The 18,493-nt window shown below is 68.3% G+C and carries 21 protein-coding genes; 15 read left to right on the plus strand and 6 right to left on the minus strand.

Annotated elements, in window-relative coordinates:
• Positions 1-7 precede the first annotated feature (7 nt).
• Positions 8-2,719: a TIR domain-containing protein gene (locus LFM09_RS37510; protein WP_414101360.1), complete on the plus strand. Its 2,712-nt coding sequence runs from the start codon at positions 8-10 to the stop codon at positions 2,717-2,719.
• On the opposite strand, the gene LFM09_RS37515 is transcribed toward LFM09_RS37510, so the two are convergent.
• A complete protein-coding gene (locus LFM09_RS37515) occupies positions 2,706-3,308 on the minus strand; it encodes a class I SAM-dependent methyltransferase (protein WP_414101361.1) in 603 nt (200 codons plus the stop codon). The two genes, LFM09_RS37510 and LFM09_RS37515, sit on opposite strands and share 14 nt — an antisense overlap.
• Complete coding sequence (locus LFM09_RS37520; RefSeq protein WP_414101362.1) at positions 3,305-3,829, minus strand: RNA 2'-phosphotransferase; 525 nt, start codon at positions 3,827-3,829, stop codon at positions 3,305-3,307. Before LFM09_RS37520 ends, LFM09_RS37515 begins: the two co-directional genes overlap by 4 nt.
• A gap of 53 nt (positions 3,830-3,882) precedes the next feature.
• On the opposite strand from LFM09_RS37520, the gene LFM09_RS37525 reads away from it, so the two are divergent.
• Both LFM09_RS37525 and LFM09_RS37530 read left to right on the plus strand, forming a co-directional pair.
• Positions 3,883-5,085 carry a glycoside hydrolase family 27 protein gene (locus LFM09_RS37525; RefSeq protein ID WP_414101363.1) on the plus strand — a complete coding sequence of 401 codons (1,203 nt, stop codon included), beginning with the start codon at positions 3,883-3,885 and terminating at the stop codon, positions 5,083-5,085.
• A 12-nt stretch (positions 5,086-5,097) separates the two neighbouring features.
• A complete protein-coding gene (locus LFM09_RS37530) occupies positions 5,098-6,048 on the plus strand; it encodes a hypothetical protein (protein ID WP_414101364.1) in 951 nt (316 codons plus the stop codon).
• Here LFM09_RS37530 and soxR read toward each other — a convergent pair.
• Positions 6,016-6,480: a redox-sensitive transcriptional activator SoxR gene (soxR, locus tag LFM09_RS37535; protein ID WP_414101365.1), complete on the minus strand. Its 465-nt coding sequence runs from the start codon at positions 6,478-6,480 to the stop codon at positions 6,016-6,018. The two genes, LFM09_RS37530 and soxR, sit on opposite strands and share 33 nt — an antisense overlap.
• A 56-nt stretch (positions 6,481-6,536) precedes the next feature.
• Here soxR and LFM09_RS37540 point away from each other — a divergent pair, with 56 nt between their 5' ends.
• The 7 genes from LFM09_RS37540 (at position 6,537) to priA (ending at position 12,498) form a co-directional block, all read left to right on the plus strand.
• A complete protein-coding gene (locus LFM09_RS37540; protein WP_414101366.1) occupies positions 6,537-7,199 on the plus strand; it encodes a thiamine pyrophosphate-dependent enzyme in 663 nt (220 codons plus the stop codon).
• Positions 7,199-8,092 (plus strand): transketolase family protein, encoded by an 894-nt coding sequence (locus LFM09_RS37545; protein WP_414101367.1) that lies wholly within the window; start codon positions 7,199-7,201, stop codon positions 8,090-8,092. The genes LFM09_RS37540 and LFM09_RS37545 overlap by 1 nt, the downstream gene beginning before the upstream one ends.
• A 98-nt stretch (positions 8,093-8,190) precedes the next feature.
• Positions 8,191-8,988 carry a hypothetical protein gene (locus tag LFM09_RS37550; RefSeq protein WP_414101368.1) on the plus strand — a complete coding sequence of 266 codons (798 nt, stop codon included), beginning with the start codon at positions 8,191-8,193 and terminating at the stop codon, positions 8,986-8,988.
• A complete protein-coding gene (locus LFM09_RS37555; protein WP_414101369.1) occupies positions 8,988-9,809 on the plus strand; it encodes a hypothetical protein in 822 nt (273 codons plus the stop codon). The genes LFM09_RS37550 and LFM09_RS37555 overlap by 1 nt, the downstream gene beginning before the upstream one ends.
• A 9-nt stretch (positions 9,810-9,818) precedes the next feature.
• Positions 9,819-10,454 carry an imidazole glycerol phosphate synthase subunit HisH gene (hisH, locus tag LFM09_RS37560; RefSeq protein WP_414101370.1) on the plus strand — a complete coding sequence of 212 codons (636 nt, stop codon included), beginning with the start codon at positions 9,819-9,821 and terminating at the stop codon, positions 10,452-10,454.
• The gene (locus LFM09_RS37565; RefSeq protein ID WP_414101371.1) at positions 10,451-11,770 is read left to right on the plus strand and encodes a hypothetical protein; all 1,320 of its coding nucleotides are present in this window, start codon (positions 10,451-10,453) and stop codon (positions 11,768-11,770) included. Before hisH ends, LFM09_RS37565 begins: the two co-directional genes overlap by 4 nt.
• Positions 11,767-12,498, plus strand: a complete 732-nt coding sequence (gene priA, locus LFM09_RS37570; protein ID WP_414101372.1) for a bifunctional 1-(5-phosphoribosyl)-5-((5-phosphoribosylamino)methylideneamino)imidazole-4-carboxamide isomerase/phosphoribosylanthranilate isomerase PriA — start codon at positions 11,767-11,769, stop codon at positions 12,496-12,498. Before LFM09_RS37565 ends, priA begins: the two co-directional genes overlap by 4 nt.
• Here the strand turns inward: priA and LFM09_RS37575 are convergent.
• Positions 12,464-13,165, minus strand: coding sequence for a Clp protease N-terminal domain-containing protein (locus LFM09_RS37575; protein ID WP_414101373.1), 702 nt, complete (start codon positions 13,163-13,165; stop codon positions 12,464-12,466). The two genes, priA and LFM09_RS37575, sit on opposite strands and share 35 nt — an antisense overlap.
• Positions 13,166-13,460: 295 nt before the next feature.
• Positions 13,461-13,844, minus strand: coding sequence for a PPOX class F420-dependent oxidoreductase (locus tag LFM09_RS37580; protein ID WP_414101374.1), 384 nt, complete (start codon positions 13,842-13,844; stop codon positions 13,461-13,463).
• A gap of 45 nt (positions 13,845-13,889) precedes the next feature.
• Here LFM09_RS37580 and hisF point away from each other — a divergent pair, with 45 nt between their 5' ends.
• From hisF to LFM09_RS37605, 5 genes are read left to right on the plus strand one after another with little or no spacing between them, the layout of a single operon-like run.
• Positions 13,890-14,648, plus strand: coding sequence for an imidazole glycerol phosphate synthase subunit HisF (gene hisF / locus LFM09_RS37585; protein ID WP_414101375.1), 759 nt, complete (start codon positions 13,890-13,892; stop codon positions 14,646-14,648).
• A complete protein-coding gene (locus tag LFM09_RS37590) occupies positions 14,645-15,016 on the plus strand; it encodes a hypothetical protein (RefSeq protein WP_414101376.1) in 372 nt (123 codons plus the stop codon). The genes hisF and LFM09_RS37590 overlap by 4 nt, the downstream gene beginning before the upstream one ends.
• The gene (gene hisI / locus LFM09_RS37595; protein ID WP_396423891.1) at positions 15,013-15,363 is read left to right on the plus strand and encodes a phosphoribosyl-AMP cyclohydrolase; all 351 of its coding nucleotides are present in this window, start codon (positions 15,013-15,015) and stop codon (positions 15,361-15,363) included. The genes LFM09_RS37590 and hisI overlap by 4 nt, the downstream gene beginning before the upstream one ends.
• Before the next feature lie 31 nt (positions 15,364-15,394).
• Positions 15,395-15,745 carry a hypothetical protein gene (locus LFM09_RS37600; protein ID WP_414101377.1) on the plus strand — a complete coding sequence of 117 codons (351 nt, stop codon included), beginning with the start codon at positions 15,395-15,397 and terminating at the stop codon, positions 15,743-15,745.
• Positions 15,742-17,874, plus strand: coding sequence for a caspase, EACC1-associated type (locus LFM09_RS37605; protein WP_414101378.1), 2,133 nt, complete (start codon positions 15,742-15,744; stop codon positions 17,872-17,874). Before LFM09_RS37600 ends, LFM09_RS37605 begins: the two co-directional genes overlap by 4 nt.
• Here the strand turns inward: LFM09_RS37605 and LFM09_RS37610 are convergent.
• Positions 17,871-18,482 (minus strand): TetR family transcriptional regulator, encoded by a 612-nt coding sequence (locus LFM09_RS37610; protein ID WP_414101379.1) that lies wholly within the window; start codon positions 18,480-18,482, stop codon positions 17,871-17,873. The genes LFM09_RS37605 and LFM09_RS37610 overlap by 4 nt on opposite strands.
• Positions 18,483-18,493: the final 11 nt, after the last annotated feature.

Here is an 18,493-nt window from a genome sequence, read left to right on the forward strand (position 1 = left end):
TCCTTGGATGGGCGAGCCCGAGTACGACGCTTTCATCTCGTACAGCCGTGCCTTGGACGGCAAGCTCGCCCCAGCGCTGCAACGTGGCGTCCAGCGGTTCGCCAAGCCCAGGTACAAGCCGCGGGGATCCCGGGTTTTCCTCGACGACGCCAGTCTGTCGGCGACCCCTGGACTGTGGACTGCGCTGGAAGGCGCGATGAGGCGCTCGAAGTGGATGATCTTGATGGCCTCGCCGGAAGCCGCCGCCTCGGAATGGGTGAACCGGGAGCTCGCCTGGTGGCTCGAAAACAAATCCGCACAGCGGATCCTCGTGGTGCTGACCTCCGGCGAGTACGCCCAGTCGGTGCCGCCCGCAGTCCGCAAGGCGCTGGGTGAGGAACCCCGATGGGTCGACCTGCGATGGCTGCGGGACGTGGGCCAGGTCGACGACTCGAACCCGCGGCTGCACGAATGCGTTGCCGATGTCGCGAGCGCGGTGCGGGGCGTGCCCAAGGACGATCTCGTCGGTGAGCACATCCGCCAGCACCGCTGGACGGTGCGGTTGACCTGGGGTGCGATCGCGACACTCGTGATGCTCGTGGTCAGCGTGTTGGTTGCCGCCAACATCGCGGCGGGACAACGTGATGCCGCCGTCGCACAGGCCCGCACGGCGACCGCTCGCGGTCTCGCGTCGGCGGCAGTGGCGAACCTGCGCACCGATCTCGGGCTGAGCCAGGCGCTCGCGGCCGAGGCCTACCGGGTGGAAGCGAACGGGCAGACCCGCGCCGCGCTGTTCGAGGCGTTGACAGCGAGCCCCCATCTCGATCGCTATCTGCCGATCGGTGGCGAAGTGACCGCTCTGGCGACGTCCGCTGACGGTCGAGTCGCGATCGCGGGTACCGCGGACGGGAGAGTGGTGCGATGGGACGTGGCTGCCCGCCTGCGCACCGAACGGAAGGTCGGTCCGCGGCCGGTCACCGCTGTAGCCACCAGCACCGACGGCAAGGTCGTCGCGGCCTTCGCGGCCGGCTACACGTTGCGCTGGGACGTTTCGTCCGCCACGACCCAGGTGATCGACACACCGGACGACCTCACCCGTGGTCTGGTGGCGGTGTCGCCGTGGGGCCGGTTCACCGCGGTGTACAGCACCTCTGCGTCGGGGGAGGTGGACGGCAACGGATTCGCCCGCGCGAAGCGCATTGTCCATGATGGACATCGAGGACGTATCGCGGAACGCGACGATCCGAGCGTTCCTGTCTTCATGTTGAGGTTGCCGGACGACCACACGTTGCTGGAAGTGTCGTACAACGACTGGGTTCGGCGGGAGCCGACGACGCTGGAGACCACGTCGGTGGCGCGAGGAACTGCCGCTCCCGCCAACGGTTTCTGGGTCGGGCTGTCGGCCGACGGCGACTTCTTCGGCTTCTCGAAGGAAGGTGAGACCCGGCTGTGGCGCACGAGCCAGCAGGCGTTCGACTTCGACACACAGGACGTGCGGCTGGCTGCCGGTCGGGACAACCCGTCCGCTGGAGCGATCAGCAACGACGGCGCGCGAGCGGCTGTCGCCGACGCTGGAGCGATCTACATCTACGACATGACCGGTCCGGTGACCGGCGAGCGCACGCGACTGGAGGGCAACGGCCAGACTCCTTTCGTCGAGTTCTTCGGCATCGACAACAACCGGCTGATCTCCGCGGCGCGTGACCGGCTGGTGCTGTGGGATCTCACCCGGACCTCGCGCATCGGGTCCACGCCCGTGATCCGGGTTCCGTTGTCGTGCACCGCCTGTCCTGCACCTCGGATCGCGGCGGCGCACGACCAGATCGCGGTGGTGTCGGGCGCGGACGTGGCGGTGGAGTGGTACCGGAACACCGCGGGTCCGGACAGCAAGTTCGGGCCGGTGGTGTGGGACGCGACCGGTGACACGCTGTACCTCGTGACCATGCCTGGTGGCGTTGGCGAGATCTGGAAGGCCCGCTACGGGCTGAGCCGGATCGCGCGATGGGACGGTCACGTCGTCGCGGAATACGTTGTCGCAATAGGGGTCTCGCCCGACAACCGGCGGCTGCTGACCGTCAACGAGCGTGGTGACGTGCAGGTGTTCGAGGGTGACAGGCTGGCATCGGCACGCATCGTCGAGGTGGGACGCAAGCTGGACCAGCAGGGCTGGCCGCCTGCCGGGCATCTCGCCGCGGTGAGCACCGACGCGACGACCGCGGCGCTCGTCCTCCCGGACTCGGTCACCCTCGTGGACGCGATGACGGGTCAGCTGCGTGATTTACCGGGCGGCGCGGCCGACGCCGTGGCGTTCACCACCGACAGCCTGCTCGTCCAACGTGCGGGCGTCATCGAGGTCTGGGAAACCAACGGTGGCTCGCTACGTCGCACTGTGCCGAGTGATCCGAGCTATCTGCCGGGACTCGCCGTCAGCCCGGGCACGGCGCTCGCCGCTCAGCTGCGCACCGATCACGTCCTCGTCATCACGAACCTCAAGACCGGAGAGCTCGTCGGCCAGCTCCGGCTCACCGAGCAGCGCGGCCGGTTCGGCCGGATCGGCATGGCCTTCGCCGACGATCAAAGCGTGATCACGGCGATCTCGGACAAGCCGTTGCACCGGTGGGACCTGTCGGAGGAGAACTGGGTGCGTGCCGCTTGCGCGTCGGCCGGTCGTGACCTGTCCGCCGATGAATGGCGCCGCTACGTCGGTACGGAGCCGCCTTCCGACCTCACCTGCGGGTGAGCACCCAGTGGAACGTCGCCGGGTCCGGCTCGTGCATCGTCACGAGGTCGTCGACGACGAACTCCATGTGCTCGCTCAGAAGCTCACAGTTCTCGGCGGGAGTGTTGCTGCCGAAGAACATCTCGACGCCGAGCCAGTTCTCGGTGACGTCCGGCGTGCCGGTGCCGAGCGAGGCCAGGAAGTAGCCGCCGGGCTTCAGCCAGCGGGCGATCTTCGAGATGAGCGCAGGCTGTTCGGCCCGAGGCACGTGCAGGATCGAGTAGAACGCACAAATACCGTCGAACGACCCGTCCGGGAAGTCCAAAGCGGTCATGTCCGCCTTCTCGAACCGCGCCCCCGGCACGTTCGAACGAGCAAGGTCCAACTGCTGTGCCGACATGTCAACGCCGAGGACGTCGAACCGTTCAGAAAGCTGCAGAGTGCACGGAACGCCCGCACCACAGCCGAGTTCGAGAACCCGCGCGCCATCAGGCAAACGGTCGGCGAACGCGGCGAGGTAGTGCAGGCGCGGGTCGTCGGCGATCGACGCCGACCACGTCAGGTAGCGCGCCGCGATGGCGTCGTAGCCGGCCTCGACGACGTGCTTCACGCCTGCGCCAGGTACTGCGCCGGGACGTGCTGGGTGAGCCACACACCGTTGGCGCTGAGCCGGAACTCGTGACCGTCGGCGTGCATCGCCAGAGCGTCGACCGTGAGGATCAACGGGCGGCCGCGCCGTGCGCCGACCCTGCGCGCGGTTTCGCGGTCGGGCGAGAGGTGCACGTCGTGCCGGGACATCGGACGCAGGCCGTCGCGCATGATGGCGTCCAAGTACGCCGCGACGGTGCCGTGGAACAGCGGGCCGGGTGGAACTGCCACCGGGAGGCCGAGGTCGACCTCGATGCTGTGGCCCTGGTTCGCGCGGATGCGGTCGCCGTCGATGGTGAAGCGTTGCTTGTCGTTGCGGGACACGACCTCGCGCAGTTCGGCCTCGCTCACGCCGAGGGCGTCCAGAAGTGCGGTGACCGGCACCCAGCCGGCCGGGTCGAGGGTGAGGCCGACGCGCTCGGGGCTGTGCCGCAGCGCCTTCGACATCCGCTTCGACAGTTTGATCATTCTCTCTTCGTTCATGTCCCCATCAGCAAAGCACGGCGAGTCGAGCGGTTTTCAGGCACGATCGGGTCATGATCTCCCGCAAGTGGTGGTTCGCGCTGGTGGCACTCGTGCTGCTGATCGGCGTGGGCGTCTGGTACGTGCGTCCTGACCAGGCCAGACCCGCTCCGCCACCGTCCGGGCAGGCCGGTCCGCCGATGGGTTGGAACAGCTGGAACCGCTTCGGGTGCAAGATCGACGAGCAGCTCATCCGGGACCAGGCCGACGCGCTGGTGAAGTCCGGGATGCGGGAGGCCGGGTACACCTATGTCGTCGTCGACGACTGCTGGATGGCGAACGAACGCGACGCCGACGGCAAGTTGCAGGCGGATCCGACGACGTTCCCGTCGGGGATGAAGGCGTTGGGCGACTACATCCACAAGCAGGGCCTCAAGTTCGGCATCTACTCCTCCGCGGGGTCTCAGACGTGCGAGGGACGTCCGGCCTCTCGCGACAAGGAGGAGGTGGACGCGCAGACGTTCGCCGACTGGGGCGCGGACTTCCTGAAGTACGACTACTGCGAGTCCAAAGCGGCCGATCGTCCGCAGGGCGAGCCGGCGCGGGACCGTTACGAGCGAATGGGTGCGGCACTGCGCGCGACCGGACGGCCGATCGTCTACTCGGTCGTCGAGTGGGGCGACGAGAAGCCGTGGGAGTGGGCGTACGACGTCGGCGGCACGATGTGGCGCACCACCCGGGACATCAAACCGAACTGGCCCAACATCACCGGCATCCTCGATCAGCAGGTGGGGCTGGAGAAGTACGCGCGGCCCGGCGGCTGGAACGACCCGGACATGCTGCAGGTCGGCAACGGGCTCAGCGAGGACGAGAACCAGTTCCACATGACGATGTGGTCGCTGCTGAACGCGCCTTTGATGGCGGGCAACGACATCACCGCGATGGACGAGGGCACCGCCGCGACGTTGCTCAACCGCGAGGTGCTCGACGTGCAGCGCGACTTCGGCAAGGGGCAGGGCTACCGGCTGCGCGACGACGGTGACACCGAGGTGTGGGCGAAGGGCATGTCCGACGGTTCCGTCGTGGTCGCCCTTCTCAACCGCGGCACCGAGACCGTGAGTGTGTCCACCGCGGCTTCGGAGATCGGGCTGCCGCCGGCCGAGTCGTACCGCGTGCTGGACCTGTGGAACGGCGAGAAGCCCGCCACGCCCGGACCGCTGGGTGGCGAGGTGGCCGGGCACGGCGTGTTGGCGCTGAGGGTGTGGCCGCTGCGCTGAGACTCCGGTTCGATGGGTCCTGTGTGGCCGGTACTGGGGTTGTTCTTCCTCGCGCCGTTCGTCGGCGAGTTCCTGCTCGGCAACATCCCGATCACCGGGATGGGACTCGGGCTGTTGCTCGCGCCGCTGTACGGCAGCGGCGCGATCCTCGTTCGTGAGCTGGGTAGACGCGCGGGTGGCTGGCCGTCGATGTTCCTGCTGGCGGCTGCCTACGCGTTGATCGAGGAGGGGCCGGTCGACCAGCTGATCTGGAACCACGACTACGCGGGGCACGACTACCTGACCGGGCCGTCGTACGTGCCGTTGCTCGGGACCAGCGTGGAGGTGGTCCAGTCGATCCTGGCGCTGCACACGATCTGGAGCATCTGCGTGCCGATCGCGCTGGTCGAGACGTTGTCGCGGCGCGGGCCGTGGCTGCGGACGCGCGGGCTGGTCGTGACCGGGCTGATCTTCCTGGCCGGGTCGGCGTTCGTGTTCTTCGGGAACTACTCCGAGGAGCAGTTCATGGCGCAGTGGTGGCAGTTCGCCTACGCGGGCGTCGTGATCGTGCTGCTGATCGTGTTCGCGTTCCGGATCAGGCCGGCGGAGCCGCTCCCCGGCCGAGCGCCGCGGCCGTGGCTGGTCGGTGCCGCTTCGTTGGCCGGGACCAGCGCGTACTGGGGTTCGGTGACGCTGATCGGCGCCGACTGGTTCGAGTGGGTCGGTGTGGCGATCTGGTGCGTCGTCGTGGGGCTCGGGATCGTGGTGGTGGCGCGCTGGTCGCGGCAGGAGGGCTGGGACCAGCGGCACCGGTTCGCGCTGGCGGCCGGTGCCGTGCTGACCTACGTGTGGTGCTCGTTCCCCACGAAACCCGAGCTCGGCGGCACCGAGGTCGGTGACTACGTGTTCAGCGGCGTCGCCCTGTTGTTGCTGCTCTGGTGCTCGCTGAAGCTAAAGCGTGCCGCCCTCGAGAGCCGGCTTTAGGCGGGGCGCGCCGGGGCCGTTCTCGGCCTGCTCGTCGTCGATGTTCTGCAGGGCGCAGCTGCGCAACGACAGGCAGCCGCAGCCGATGCAGCCGGTGAGCCGGTCGCGCAGGCGGAACAGCGCGTCGATGCGGGCGTCGAGCTCGGCCTTCCACGAGCGCGAGAGGCGTTCCCAGTCCGACTTCGTGGGCGTTCGGTTGTCGGGCAGCTGGGCCAGCGCGTCGTGGACGTCCTCCAGGGTGAGCCCGACGCGTTGCGCGGTGCGGATGAACGCCAGTCTGCGCAGCACCGAGCGCTGGTAGCGCCGCTGGTTGCCCGCGGTGCGGACGGAGGCGATCAGGCCGCGGTCCTCGTAGAAGCGCAGGGCGGTGTGGGGGACCCCGCTGCGGTCGGCGACCTGGCCGATGGTCAGCATTTCCGGCAACTTGCTCACGCAGATCATGGTAACCGCTTGACCTCCAGCTTGGTCGAGGTTGAACAGTTGGTGCCATGCAACGGATACCAGAGCTGTTCGCGAGGATGGCCGGGGACGAGAAGCACGAGTGGGCGGCGGCGTCGACGATCGACGTGCTCTGGGTCCTCTACGACCGCGTTCTCAACATCACCCCGGCGACCGCCGACGACCCCGACCGCGACCGGTTCCTGCTCTCCAAGGGGCACGGGCCGATGGCCTACTACGCGGTTCTCGCGGAGAAGGGCTTCATCGACGAGTCCATTTTGGACGACTGGACGTCGTGGGACAGCCCGCTCGGCCAGCACCCGGACCGGATGCTGGTGCGCGGCGCGGAGATCAGCAGCGGCTCGCTCGGCCACGGCCTGCCGATCGCGGTGGGCACGGCGCTCGGGCAGCAGATCGCTAAGAGTCGGGGGCGGACGTTCGTGCTGGTGGGCGACGGTGAGCTGGACGAGGGCAGCAACCACGAGGCGATCGCGGTGGCGGCCAGGCTGAACGTCGCGAACCTGACCGCGATCGTGATCGACAACCAGTCCGCGATGTACGGCTGGCCGGGCGGCATCGCGCAGCGCTTCGCCGTCGAGGGCTGGCAGACCGCCGAGGTCGACGGCCGCGACCACGAGGCCGTCTTCACCGCACTGACCGCGCCGCACGACTGCCCGAACGTGGTGGTCGCCAAGATCGAGAAGAGCTACTGATGACGACGATGCGCCAGGCCTTCACGAGGACCGTCAACGAGGCGATCGAGCACGACCCGCGGATCACCGTGGTCACCGCTGTGATCTCCAGCAACGAGTTCCCGCAGGAGCACGAACGCGTCGTGGACGTCGGAATCCGCGAGCAGACGATGGTGGGCGTGGCGAGCGGTCTGGCGTTGGCGGGGCTGCGGCCGGTCGTGCACAGCTATGCGCCGTTCTTGGTCGAACGGCCGTACGAGCAGATCAAACTCGACATCGGCCATCAGGACGTTGGCGCGGTGTTCGTGAGCATCGGTGCGTCCTATGACGACCCGGCGTGGGGACGCACGCACCAGTCGCCGGGCGACGTCGCGTTGTTCGACACGCTGCCCGGCTGGACCGTGCACGTGCCGGGGCATCCGGACGAGGTGACGCCGTTGCTGAGGCAGGCGATGGAGGACGACAACCGGGTCTACGTCAGGCTTTCGCTGCACGAGAACGCCCAGGCGTATCCGGTGGGTGAGGGATTCACCGCGCTGCGTCACGGAAAACGCGGTGTGGTGCTCGCGGTCGGACCGATGCTCGACCGGGTGATGAAGGCGGTCGACTCGGAGAACGCCGACGTCACGGTGTTGTACGCGGCCACGGTGCGACCGTTCGACTCGGACGGACTGCGCAAGGCGGTGCAGGAGACCGACCACGCGGACGTCATGGTGGTCGAGCCGTACCTCGAGGGAACTTCATCTCATCTTGTTTCCGAGACTTTGCAACAAATCCCGCATCGTGTGCGTTCTATAGGCGTCAAACGACACGCAGAGCTCCGCAACTACGGCACGGCCGAAGATCATGACGCCGCGCACGACCTGGACGTGGTCGGGTTGGGAAGCGCTGTGCGGAGTTTCTTCAGGGGGTGAAGAAACATGTTCGCAGTCATGGGGGATGACTGGCAGGGCGCGCCTTCGCGCTCGGTTTAGAGGTGAAGTGGGCGCACGATCAGGCAAGATGCCCGGTCGTGCACACCTCACGCGTGGTCACCTGGACCACAGCAGATCCGGAGTCGGCACGAACAGTGCTGCTGCGGCGCGCGGCCCGGCCCAGATTGCTGGTGCCCGTGCCGCACGGCACGTTCGTGCTCGGCCCGGATCCCCGCACGTCCGCGACACTTCTCGACAACCTGCGCCTGCTGCGCATCCAGGGCAGCGCGTCCGTCGGGCTGATGTGGACGGAGACGACGGCGTGGCTGGTCTACTACGACGGCGCCGTCCGCGGGTGGAGGTTCGGTCCGGACAGTTCCTTCGAACCGGAGTCGCCCCGTCGGCTGCCGGAAGGACTCGGCTGGCTCACCGACGCGGTCGAGGCCGTGCGCGGACAAGGCATCGGTGCGTTGCGGGACGCGTTGGAGTCCGCCGGATTTCCGGCGGAGGCCGCCGCGTTGCTCAGGATCGACGGTGGCGAGGTCGACGACGCGGTGCCGCACCACGAGAAGAAGTGGTGGGAGAGCGTGATCGGCGAGCGGCACGGCATGTCGGAGGCGCCGGGCCGCCCGTTCGGGGGCGGCAACAGGGTGGCGTACGCGGTGAGCATTGCCGTGGGATTGCCGTTGGTGATGGCGTTCATCGCCTGGATCACGGTGCAGGGCGTCTACCCGAGCCTGTTCGGGGTCACGCTGCTCGTGCTCGGCGGGCTCGCGCTGCCCGTGGCCGTCGGCTGGTCCTTTCTGACGGTGCACCGGGTTCGGCGTGCGGCGCCCTTCCCGGAACGAGACGTTCTTGGCATGTCTGCCTGGGCGCGCGCGGCCGAGGAGGAATGATGTCTGGGGTGAGAATGCTGATCTGGACCCCGCTCAATGCCGCTGAGCTGCAGAAGGCCATGTACAGCGGCAAGGTGGGCCCCGCGGCGCTGGTGCCGGTGCAGTCCGGCACGGTGCTGCTGCCCTCGCCGGCCATCAAGCTCAGCGAGGCCGCGTACATGGCGAACCGGGTGCGCAAGATCGCGGGCTCGGCCGCGCTGGCCACGTGGAACGACGACGCCGCGCTGCTGTACCTCTTCACGACGTCGGTGGGCCGCGCCTCCATGTGGGGGTCGCGGGAGGCGGTGCTGAGGCTGTCGGCGCAGGCGAAGCAGTCCGGTCCGGTCGGGAAGCTGTTCGACCGGACGACCGCGGGCCTGATCGCCATGCGTGAGAAGGAGAAGTGGCAGAACGACGCCCTCGACAAGCTCGTGGTGATGTGGCCCGCGGCGAACCGCGAGGCCGCGCAGGCACGTGTGCGTGACTTCGAGAACGGCCACCAGGCGATCCCGGAGTTCTTTCGTGCCGCAGGGTTGCCCGAGGTGGCTCAGGTGGCCGAGCTCGCGGGGCAGGGCCGGGCGGACGGCGTGCTGCAGACGCTCGCGGCGCCGCGCACGCCGATGTGGCCGGTCGCGTTGATCTTCCCGTTCATGGTGCTGTCGGCACTCGTGGTGGTCCTGTTCGACTTTCCGACGGTGGCTGTGTACGGCATCGGCGCCGCGTTCGGCGCGGTGATCATCCTGATCATGATGGCGATGCGGGGTCAGGTCGTGGGACGGAAACCGATCAACACCGTGTTGCCGGTCATACCGGTTACGCAGGGTGCGGCACCCACCGACTAACCTGGTCACGTGGCACGCGTCGTCGTACTTGACTATGGCTCCGGCAACCTGCGCTCGGCCGAGCGCGCGCTTCAGCGGGTCGGCGCCCATGTCGAGGTGACCTCGGACGCTCGCGCCGCGCGTGAGGCCGACGGTCTGGTCGTGCCCGGTGTCGGGGCGTACGCGGCGTGCATGGAGGGCCTCAACTCGGTCCGCGGTGCGCGCATCATCGGCGAACGTCTCGCGGGTGGCCGGCCGGTGCTCGGCATCTGCGTGGGCATGCAGATCCTGTTCGAGCGCGGTATCGAGCACGGCGTGCTGACCGAGGGCTGCGGTGAGTGGCCGGGCACCGTCGAGCGGCTCGAGGCGCCGATCGTGCCGCACATGGGCTGGAACACGGTCCGCGCGCCCGAGGGGTCGAAGCTCTTCGCGGGGTTGGATGCGGACACCCGGTTCTACTTCGTGCACTCCTACGGCGTGCGCAAGTGGGAGCTGGAGGCGGCCGACCACATCAAGCCGCCGCTCGTGACGTGGGCGGACCACTCGGGCGACGAGTTCGTCGCGGCCGTCGAGAACGGTCCGTTGTGGGCGACCCAGTTCCACCCGGAGAAATCGGGTGATGCCGGGGCGCAGCTGCTGCGGAACTGGTTGACTTCCCTGGTGTGATCACACGACTGCTGACGGTGGCCGCGGTTGCGGCCGCCTCTGTCTCTGTTGCTGTGTCTGGGGCTCACGCTGCTTCGGCACCTTTTTACGACAACTTCGACGGCGCGGTGCACGCCTCGCCGACGTTCGGGCTGAACGACAACCTGAAGCACCGGCAGGGGACCGGTGCTGTGACGTACAGCCGTACTTCTCCCGACGGGTCGGTGGAGGTCAACCACCCGAAGTACCCCGGCGCGCTGCTGATGCGTCCCGGTTCCACTGTGGTGCGTTTGGACGCTCCCTCGACCGGTTCGGGCATCTCGGCTTCGCTGACTCCCGTCGCGGGTGGGGCGTCCGACGGCTGGTCGTCGATCGTGCTCAGCCGCTCGGCGAACATCGTCGGTGACGTGTCCGATCCGGAGACCGATCTCGGATTCCGGTTGCGCGCCAACGGAAGCGTGCAGGTCTCGTCGTTGGGCAAGGTCGTGGCCGACCTGCCTGCCTTCGCCAAGGCCCGCAGTGGCGGGCCGTTCGACGTCGCGTTGAAGCTCGCGGCCGGCACGGTCGACGTGACCGTCAACGGCAAGCGCAAGACGATCAAGCTCGACGTGCCGACCGAGCGGCAGTGGGTCTACCTGGGGCGGCACGCCGACGATGCTCAGGCGGTCAGCCTGGTCGACAACCTGAAGGTCGCGGCGCTCAACTCGGACGACCTGCGCAAGCGGCCCGGTTCTTCGCTGCGTTACTACGGGTATCTGGATGCCGGCGTGGCCTCCGTGCGCGGGCACAGCAACCTCAACGTGGTCTCCGCGGCCAAGGTCGGTGCGTGTGCTCCGGCGTCGTGTCTCGTTCGCACGGATGTTGCCGGCTGGGTCGATCGCGTCCGGCCTCACCTGGGGCGCGTCGTCGGTTTCGTGGCGCACGACGGCAACGCCGAGCTGATCAAGAGCCTCTTCCCGGACAAGAAGGTCATGCTCGCCGTCGCCGGCTCTCAGATCGATGATTCTTTCGTGGTGCCGCCGGCCGTGGACTGGGTCGGGTTCCACGAGTACTGCGCCGCTTACCCGGACCTCGAAGCCCGGATGGCCAAGCTGGAGGAGCGGGTCGCGGACAAGGAGCTCCTCCTGATGCCGGAAGGGTCGCCTCAGGCGCCGTGTGCCGACCTGACCGATCCCGACATCGCGGGCACCCAGTACATGTACCTCGCGTTGATCCAGCAGTTCCCCCGGTACGTGGGCTTCCTGGTCACGGCGCCACCGGTGGACTTCTCCCGCACCGTGGACGCTCAGGAGCGCGTGGCCGCGCTGGTGCTGGGGGACGCTAGGCTGAGCGGGTGACGTTCACACTCCTCCCCGCTGTTGACGTGGCCGACGGTCGTGCCGTCCGGCTCGTGCAGGGCGAAGCCGGTACCGAGACGAACTACGGCGAACCGCTGGACGCGGCTTTGCAGTGGCAGCGCGACGGGGCGGAGTGGATCCATCTGGTCGACCTCGACGCGGCGTTCGGCCGCGGCTCGAACCGCGAGCTGATCGCCCGCGTCGTCGGCGAGCTGGACGTTCGCGTCGAGCTCTCCGGGGGCATCCGCGACGACGCGTCGCTGGAGGCCGCCCTGGCCACCGGCTGCGCCCGCGTGAACCTGGGCACGGCCGCGCTCGAGGACCCGGAGTGGTGCGCGAAGGCCATCGCCTCGTACGGCGAGAAGATCGCTGTGGGCCTGGACGTCCGCATCACCGAGCAGGGTCACCGGGTCAAGGGCCGCGGCTGGACGTCGGACGGCGGCGACCTCTGGGAGGTCCTCGACCGGCTGGACCGCGACGGCTGCGCGCGTTACGTCGTGACGGACGTGTCGAAGGACGGCACGCTGACGGGTCCGAACCTGGACCTGCTGAGCGAGGTCTGCGCCCGCACCGACGCCCCGGTGATCGCGTCCGGCGGTGTGTCCACTGTGGACGACCTGGTCGCGCTGGCGAAGCTGTCGCGCGACGGCGTGGAAGGCTCGATCATCGGCAAAGCCTTGTACGCCGGTGCTTTCACGCTCCCGGAAGCTCTTGCTGCGGTCCGTTGACGACCTTCTCGATGTGAGCGGCCGCGGCCGCGTGCGTGACTCCGGTGGAGTGCAGCACGACGGCCGCGGTCCCGCCTTCTTCGAGCAGCACGCCGAGCAGGATGTGCTCGGTGCCGATGAACATGTGCCCCATCCTGAGGGCCTCTCGCACGGCCAGTTCGAGCGACTTCTTGCAGTGTGTGGTGTACGGCTGCTTCTCAGGTCGCTGCTTGGCCTCGTTGTCGAGTCGGTGCAGCACGGCGATGCGCGTGCTGCCGTCGCCGGACTCCAGCTTCGCGATCGTCTTGGCCGCCAGTCCGCCTGACTCGTCCAGCAGTCCCAGCAGCAGGTGCTCGGTACCGATGTGCTCGCTGAACCGCGCGTGGTGCCTCGCCAGCGCGACGACCCGTCGTGAGCGCTGGGTGTAGCGCTCCATCGACGGCTTGGTCAGCTCCGGCGACTCCCTGGGCACGAACCGCTTCTGCGCGGCCTGCTTGGTCACGCCGAGGCTCTCGCCGATCTCGGCCCAGCTCGCGCCGCCGCGGCGCGCCTCGTCCACGAAGTGGCCGATGAGATGGTCGCCGAGCTCGTTCAGCTGACCGCTCATCTCCACGGCCTTGGACAGGCGCAGGAGGGCGTCGTCGGCCTCTTGGGCGACCGCGACGATGAGGTCGGTCAACTGGATCATGCGTCAACTTTAGGTTGACGATGTGGATGCGGTCAACGTCGGGTTGACGAGTCAACGTTGACTCAACGTGGACGCACCCTCGTCAATGTTGACAGACTCGGATCAACGTTGATCGGCTCGTCAATGTGGACGGCTGACAACGTTGTCATCAGCTGCGGATCAACCCGGATCGACGTTGATGCGTGGTCGTCAACGTTGAGTCAACATTGATCGGCGGTATCAACGTTGATTGAGGGCCGTGCTCAACGTTGACGGGTGGCAGTCAATGTTGACGAGCCCGATCAATGTTGACTGTTCAGCTTGACGCCGGCGTGATCTCGATGCCGATCGTGCCCGTCCGCCCCCGGCGCAGCTTGCTGCCGGTCATGGTCAGCCATCCCATGAGCCCGTACTTCTTCACGATGCGCGAACGGACGTCGTCGCTGGCGCTGTCGTCGAGCAGCTTCGCGTGCGCCTTGATCGACTCGCCCTTGGGGTTGCCGCGGAAGTCGCACGGGCCGATCTCGACGTCGCCGCTGCGCCGGATCCGCTTGACCTTGCCGGTCTCCTTGGCGCTCCAGGCGTAGATCACGTCGTCGTTCGGGCCGGGAGCGACCCAGACGGGCGTGGGCACCGGGGTGCCGTCCTTGCGGAACGTCGTCAGCAGCAGGTACTCGCCGCGGCCCAACTCGGTGATCATGGTGTCGCAGCGTAGTCCTCAGGGGCGGCTTGTAGGCTTTCGCGCATGTCAGTGGCTGTGCGCGTCATCCCCTGTCTCGACGTCGACCGGGGCCGGGTGGTGAAGGGCGTCAACTTCACCAACCTCGTCGACGCGGGCGATCCGGTCGAGCTGGCCAGGGCGTACGACGCCGAGGGCGCCGACGAGCTGACGTTCCTCGACGTGACGGCGTCCAGCGGCGACCGCGAGACGACGTACGACGTGGTCCGGCGCACGGCCGAGCAGGTGTTCATCCCGCTCACGGTCGGCGGCGGCGTGCGCAGCCCCGAGGACGTGAACAAGCTGCTGCGCGCGGGTGCGGACAAGGTCAGCCTCAACACGGCGGCCATCGCGCGTCCGGAGCTGCTCAAGGAGTGCTCCGAGCGGTACGGCGCGCAGTGCATCGTGCTGTCCGTCGACGCGCGGCGCGTGCCCGGCGGCACCGGCTTCGAAGTGACGACCCACGGCGGCCGCAACGGCACCGGCATCGACGCCGTGGAGTGGGCGGCGCGGGGCCAGGAGCTGGGCGTCGGCGAGATCCTGCTGAACTCGATGGACGCGGACGGCACCAAGGCCGGGTTCGACCTCGAGCTCATCGAGCTGGTGCGCCGCGCGGTCGACGTGCCGCTGATCGCCAGCGGTGGCGCGGGCGCGATCGACCACTTCCCGCCGGCGGTCGCGGCCGGTGCGGACGCCGTGCTGGCCGCCAGCGTGTTCCACTTCGGACAGCTCCGCATCGGCGAGGTCAAGGACGGCCTGCGCCAGGCCGGCGTGGTCGTGCGATGACGACCGTGCGGAAGCCGGTCGAGGTGCGGGTGTCCGCGGCCGTGGCGTTCGGCGGGGCGCTGGTGTTCTTCGTGGTCGGCCTGATCCTGTGGCGCACGACCGGCGACGCCAACGTGCTGAAGCCGCCGTCGGTCGTCGCGCTCGTCGAACTGCCCGTGGCGGCGGCCTTGTTGCTGCGCCTGCGGTTCGCGCACTACCCGGCGATGATCGTGTTCATCCTCATCGCCCTGCTGCACCTGCTGATCGCCCTGGCCGACGGCCCCGGATGGGCACGCGCCGCATCCGGCGTGCTGTCCGCGGTGCACCTGTACGGCGTGGTCCTGCTCAACACCGGACCCGCACGCGAACACCTGGGAGGACCACGTTGAGCAGCCCGCTCGATCCCGCAGTCTCGGCGCGGCTGAAGCGCACCCCGGACGGCCTCGTGTGCGCGGTCGCCCAGCAGCGCGGCACCGGTGAGGTGCTCATGGTGGCGTGGATGGACGACGAGGCACTGCACCGCACGCTGACCACCCGCCGCGCGACCTACTACTCGCGCAGCAGGCAGCAGCTGTGGGTGAAGGGCGAGACCTCCGGCCACACCCAGTACGTGCACGAGGTCCGGCTGGACTGCGACGGCGACACGCTCCTGCTGACTGTCGACCAGGTGGGCGCGGCCTGCCACACGGGTGACCGAACCTGCTTCGACGCCACGGTGTTGCTCGCGGACGCGTGACGCCCGGCGGCTAGATCACGATGATGTCGGTATGGCTGACATCACGCTCCGCGTCGAGGCGTCGGGCGAGAACCTGGCTCAGGTCACCGCGGAGCTGCTGGCCCTCCTGACGACCGAGGCCCGCGTGGACGCGCGACCGGTCACGACACCGGCACCGGATGGCGCGAAGTCCGGCACCGGCATCTCGCTCGGCGTGATCGCGCTGAACCTGCTGACGCGAGTGGCCGAGCGCAGGGCCTCGGCAGCAGTGGCGACGTGGCTGGAGGAACGCGAGACGCGCAAGGTGACCGTGGTGTCGGCGGACGGCCAGGACGTCTTCCAGGGGAATCTCACGCGAGCCGAGCGGGTCAAGCTCGAGAAGTGGCTGAGTGACCGCGGATGAGCCGGCACGCCCTGCTCATCGCGGTCGGTGAATACGAAGACCTGCGGCTCAACGCCTTACGTGCGCCACAACAGGACGTGACGCGCCTGGCCGCAGTGCTGGAGGACCCGGCGGTCGGCGGCTTCGACTCCGTGCGGCGGGTGGTCGACGCCCCTGATCACGTGATCCGCCGCGAACTGGAGGACGTGCTCGCGTCGAGATCCTCCGACGACCTCGTGCTCGTTTACTTCTCCTGCCACGGCATCTCGACCCCGCAGCGCCGCCTGTACTTCGCCGCCTCCAACACCCTGCAAGATCGCCCCGCGGGCACGGCGGTGGCGCGGACGTTCGTGAACGAGCTGTTCGAGGACTGCCGGGCGGCGGGCCGGGTGTTGTTGCTGGACTGCTGTTTCAGCGGCGCATACGGCAAGGGCATCAAGGCGTCCGTTGGCGGATCTGTCCTCGACGACGACCGCGTCGGCGAGGGCTATGTCGTGCTGACCGCGTCGAACGCGTTCGAGTACGCCTTCGAAGAAGAACGGCTTTCCCTTGAGGCGCCTCAGACTTCAGTCTTCACCGACGTGCTCCTGGAGGGATTGTCCAGCGGTGCGGCCGATTTGAACGGCGACGGCTGGATCGACGTCCGCGAGCTGTTCGACTACGTGCACCGCGAGGTCACCGCGAGACGCCGTGACCAGACGCCGAAGTTCTTCGCCCACGCCGCGGACTCGGCGATCCGGATCGCCCGCGCCGCCGGCTCACGGGTCGTCGCACCCCGTGCGGTGAAGCCGATGTACACGCCGCAGCAGATGTTGGTGGCACGCGGTTTCCGTGCCGCGGCCGAGCCGATCTGCCGGACGCTCGGGCCGTTCGGGCGGCGGTCGGTGGTGCTGGGCGAGGACGGCCGGTACGTCGAACTCGGTGACGCCGCGTCGATCGCGGCGGCGTTCCGGGTGAGTGATCCGCGGGACGAGCTGGGTGCGTCGTACGTTCGTGAACTCGTCCAGGACGTGCATCGCAGGGCGGGCGACGGCGCGGCGACCGCCGTTGTGGTGGCGCAGGCCCTGATCGCGAACCTGCTGGAGGCGATGCGCGCGGGCGCGCATCCGATGCGGCTGAAACGCAGCCTGGCCGAGGCATGTGTGCTGGTGTGCGGAGACTTGGGAGATCGGGCGCAGCCGGTGATCTCTTTCGATCAATGGACGCAGCTTGCGTCATCGGTGGGGGACGCCGAGATCGCTCTGGTGATCAGTGACGCGGTGGGGCTGCTGAAGCCTCCGCACGGCACTGTGCTCGTCGAGGAGAGCACCCGGCTGGGGCTGGGGCTGGAACTGACCAGCGGCACTCGATTCGAAGGCGGGTACTTGTCCGCCCAGTTCATCACTGACACCGAGCGGCGAGTCGTCGAACTCGATGAGCCCTACGTTCTCGTGTGCGGAGAGAGGCTAGGTGCCGCTGGTCTGTTGTTGCCGTTGTTCGCGAAGGTAGCTCGCTCTGGGCGACCGCTAGTCGTGATCGCACGCGATGTCGCGGGTGAGGCGTTGTCGACCCTCGTTGCCAACAAGGTTCAGGACACCCTCCAGTCGGTTGCCGTCCGCGTCGGTGACGAGGCCGAGCTCGCAGAGATCGCGACTGTGGCGGGTACCCAAGTGGCGGGGGCCGAATCGCTGAAGCGGATTGACATCAACGCATTGGGGCGCATTCGCAAGGCTGTCGTTCGTGAGCACGAGACCGTTCTTGTGGTGGACCTTCCAAAGCGGGTGGCACGACCAGGCACGTTTGTTGCGCAGCCGGGGCCACGCGTCGCGTTGGTGACCGTAGGTGCGCTTAGCACGTCTGGAATGGCTGAAAGGCGCAAACAGATCGAGCGTGCCGTGCTCGCGCTGCGATCCGCACAAGCAAGAGGTGTGGTCGAAGGCGGCGGCGCGGCGCTCGCATCCGCCACGAGTGTGCTGGACCCTGCCGACCCGGCGCACGTCGCGGCGGCGGATGCCCTGCGACACGTGCAGCGGCGCATTGCGGAGAACGCCGGTCTCGACCCAGACGCTCCGAACGAGCCCGACGCTCGCGTGGTCGATTCGGTCGAGGTGCTGTGTGTGGCGGTGGACGGTGCTGTGCGGACGGCAGACCGGTTCCTGCTGCTCGGCTAGTCCAGGTCGCCCGTCAGGTAGCGCTGCAGGTTCGGCGCGACCGCCTTGACCACCGTGTCGATGTCGACCGACGCCAACGGCTCGAAGTGCACGACGTACCGGACGATCCCGAGCCCGACCATCTGGGTCGCGCACAGCGTGGCCCGCAGGTCCCGCTGCTCCACGTCGATCTCCGCGAGCACCTTGCTGAAGATCGCGTTGATCAGGAACGACTTCAGCGCGTTCGCCACCGCCTCCTGGCTGGTGACGCTGCGGATCAGCGCTGCGAACGTGCCGCCGCCGGTCGCGTCCCACACGGTGATGAACGTGCGGATGATGCGCTCTCCTGCTTCCTCCAGCGGTCCGTCCAGCAGGCGCTTCAGGATCTCGGCCGGGTCGAACGGGAGCTGCAGCACGGACTGGGCGAACAGGCCCTCCTTGCCGCCGAACCAGTGGTTCACCATGGCGGCGTCCACGCCGGCGCGGGTGGCGATCGCGCGGACCGTGGCGCCGTCGTAGCCCTTCTCGATGAACGTCTCGCGGGCCGCGGCGATGAGCGCTGCCCTGGTGTCCTCGCCCGCGGCGCGGCGGCCTCGCCGTTTCTGGTTCACTTGCTCCACACGGGTCATAGTTCAACAGA

This window comes from Lentzea alba, from assembly GCF_047445655.1.
GTDB lineage: Bacteria > Actinomycetota > Actinomycetes > Mycobacteriales > Pseudonocardiaceae > Lentzea > Lentzea alba_A.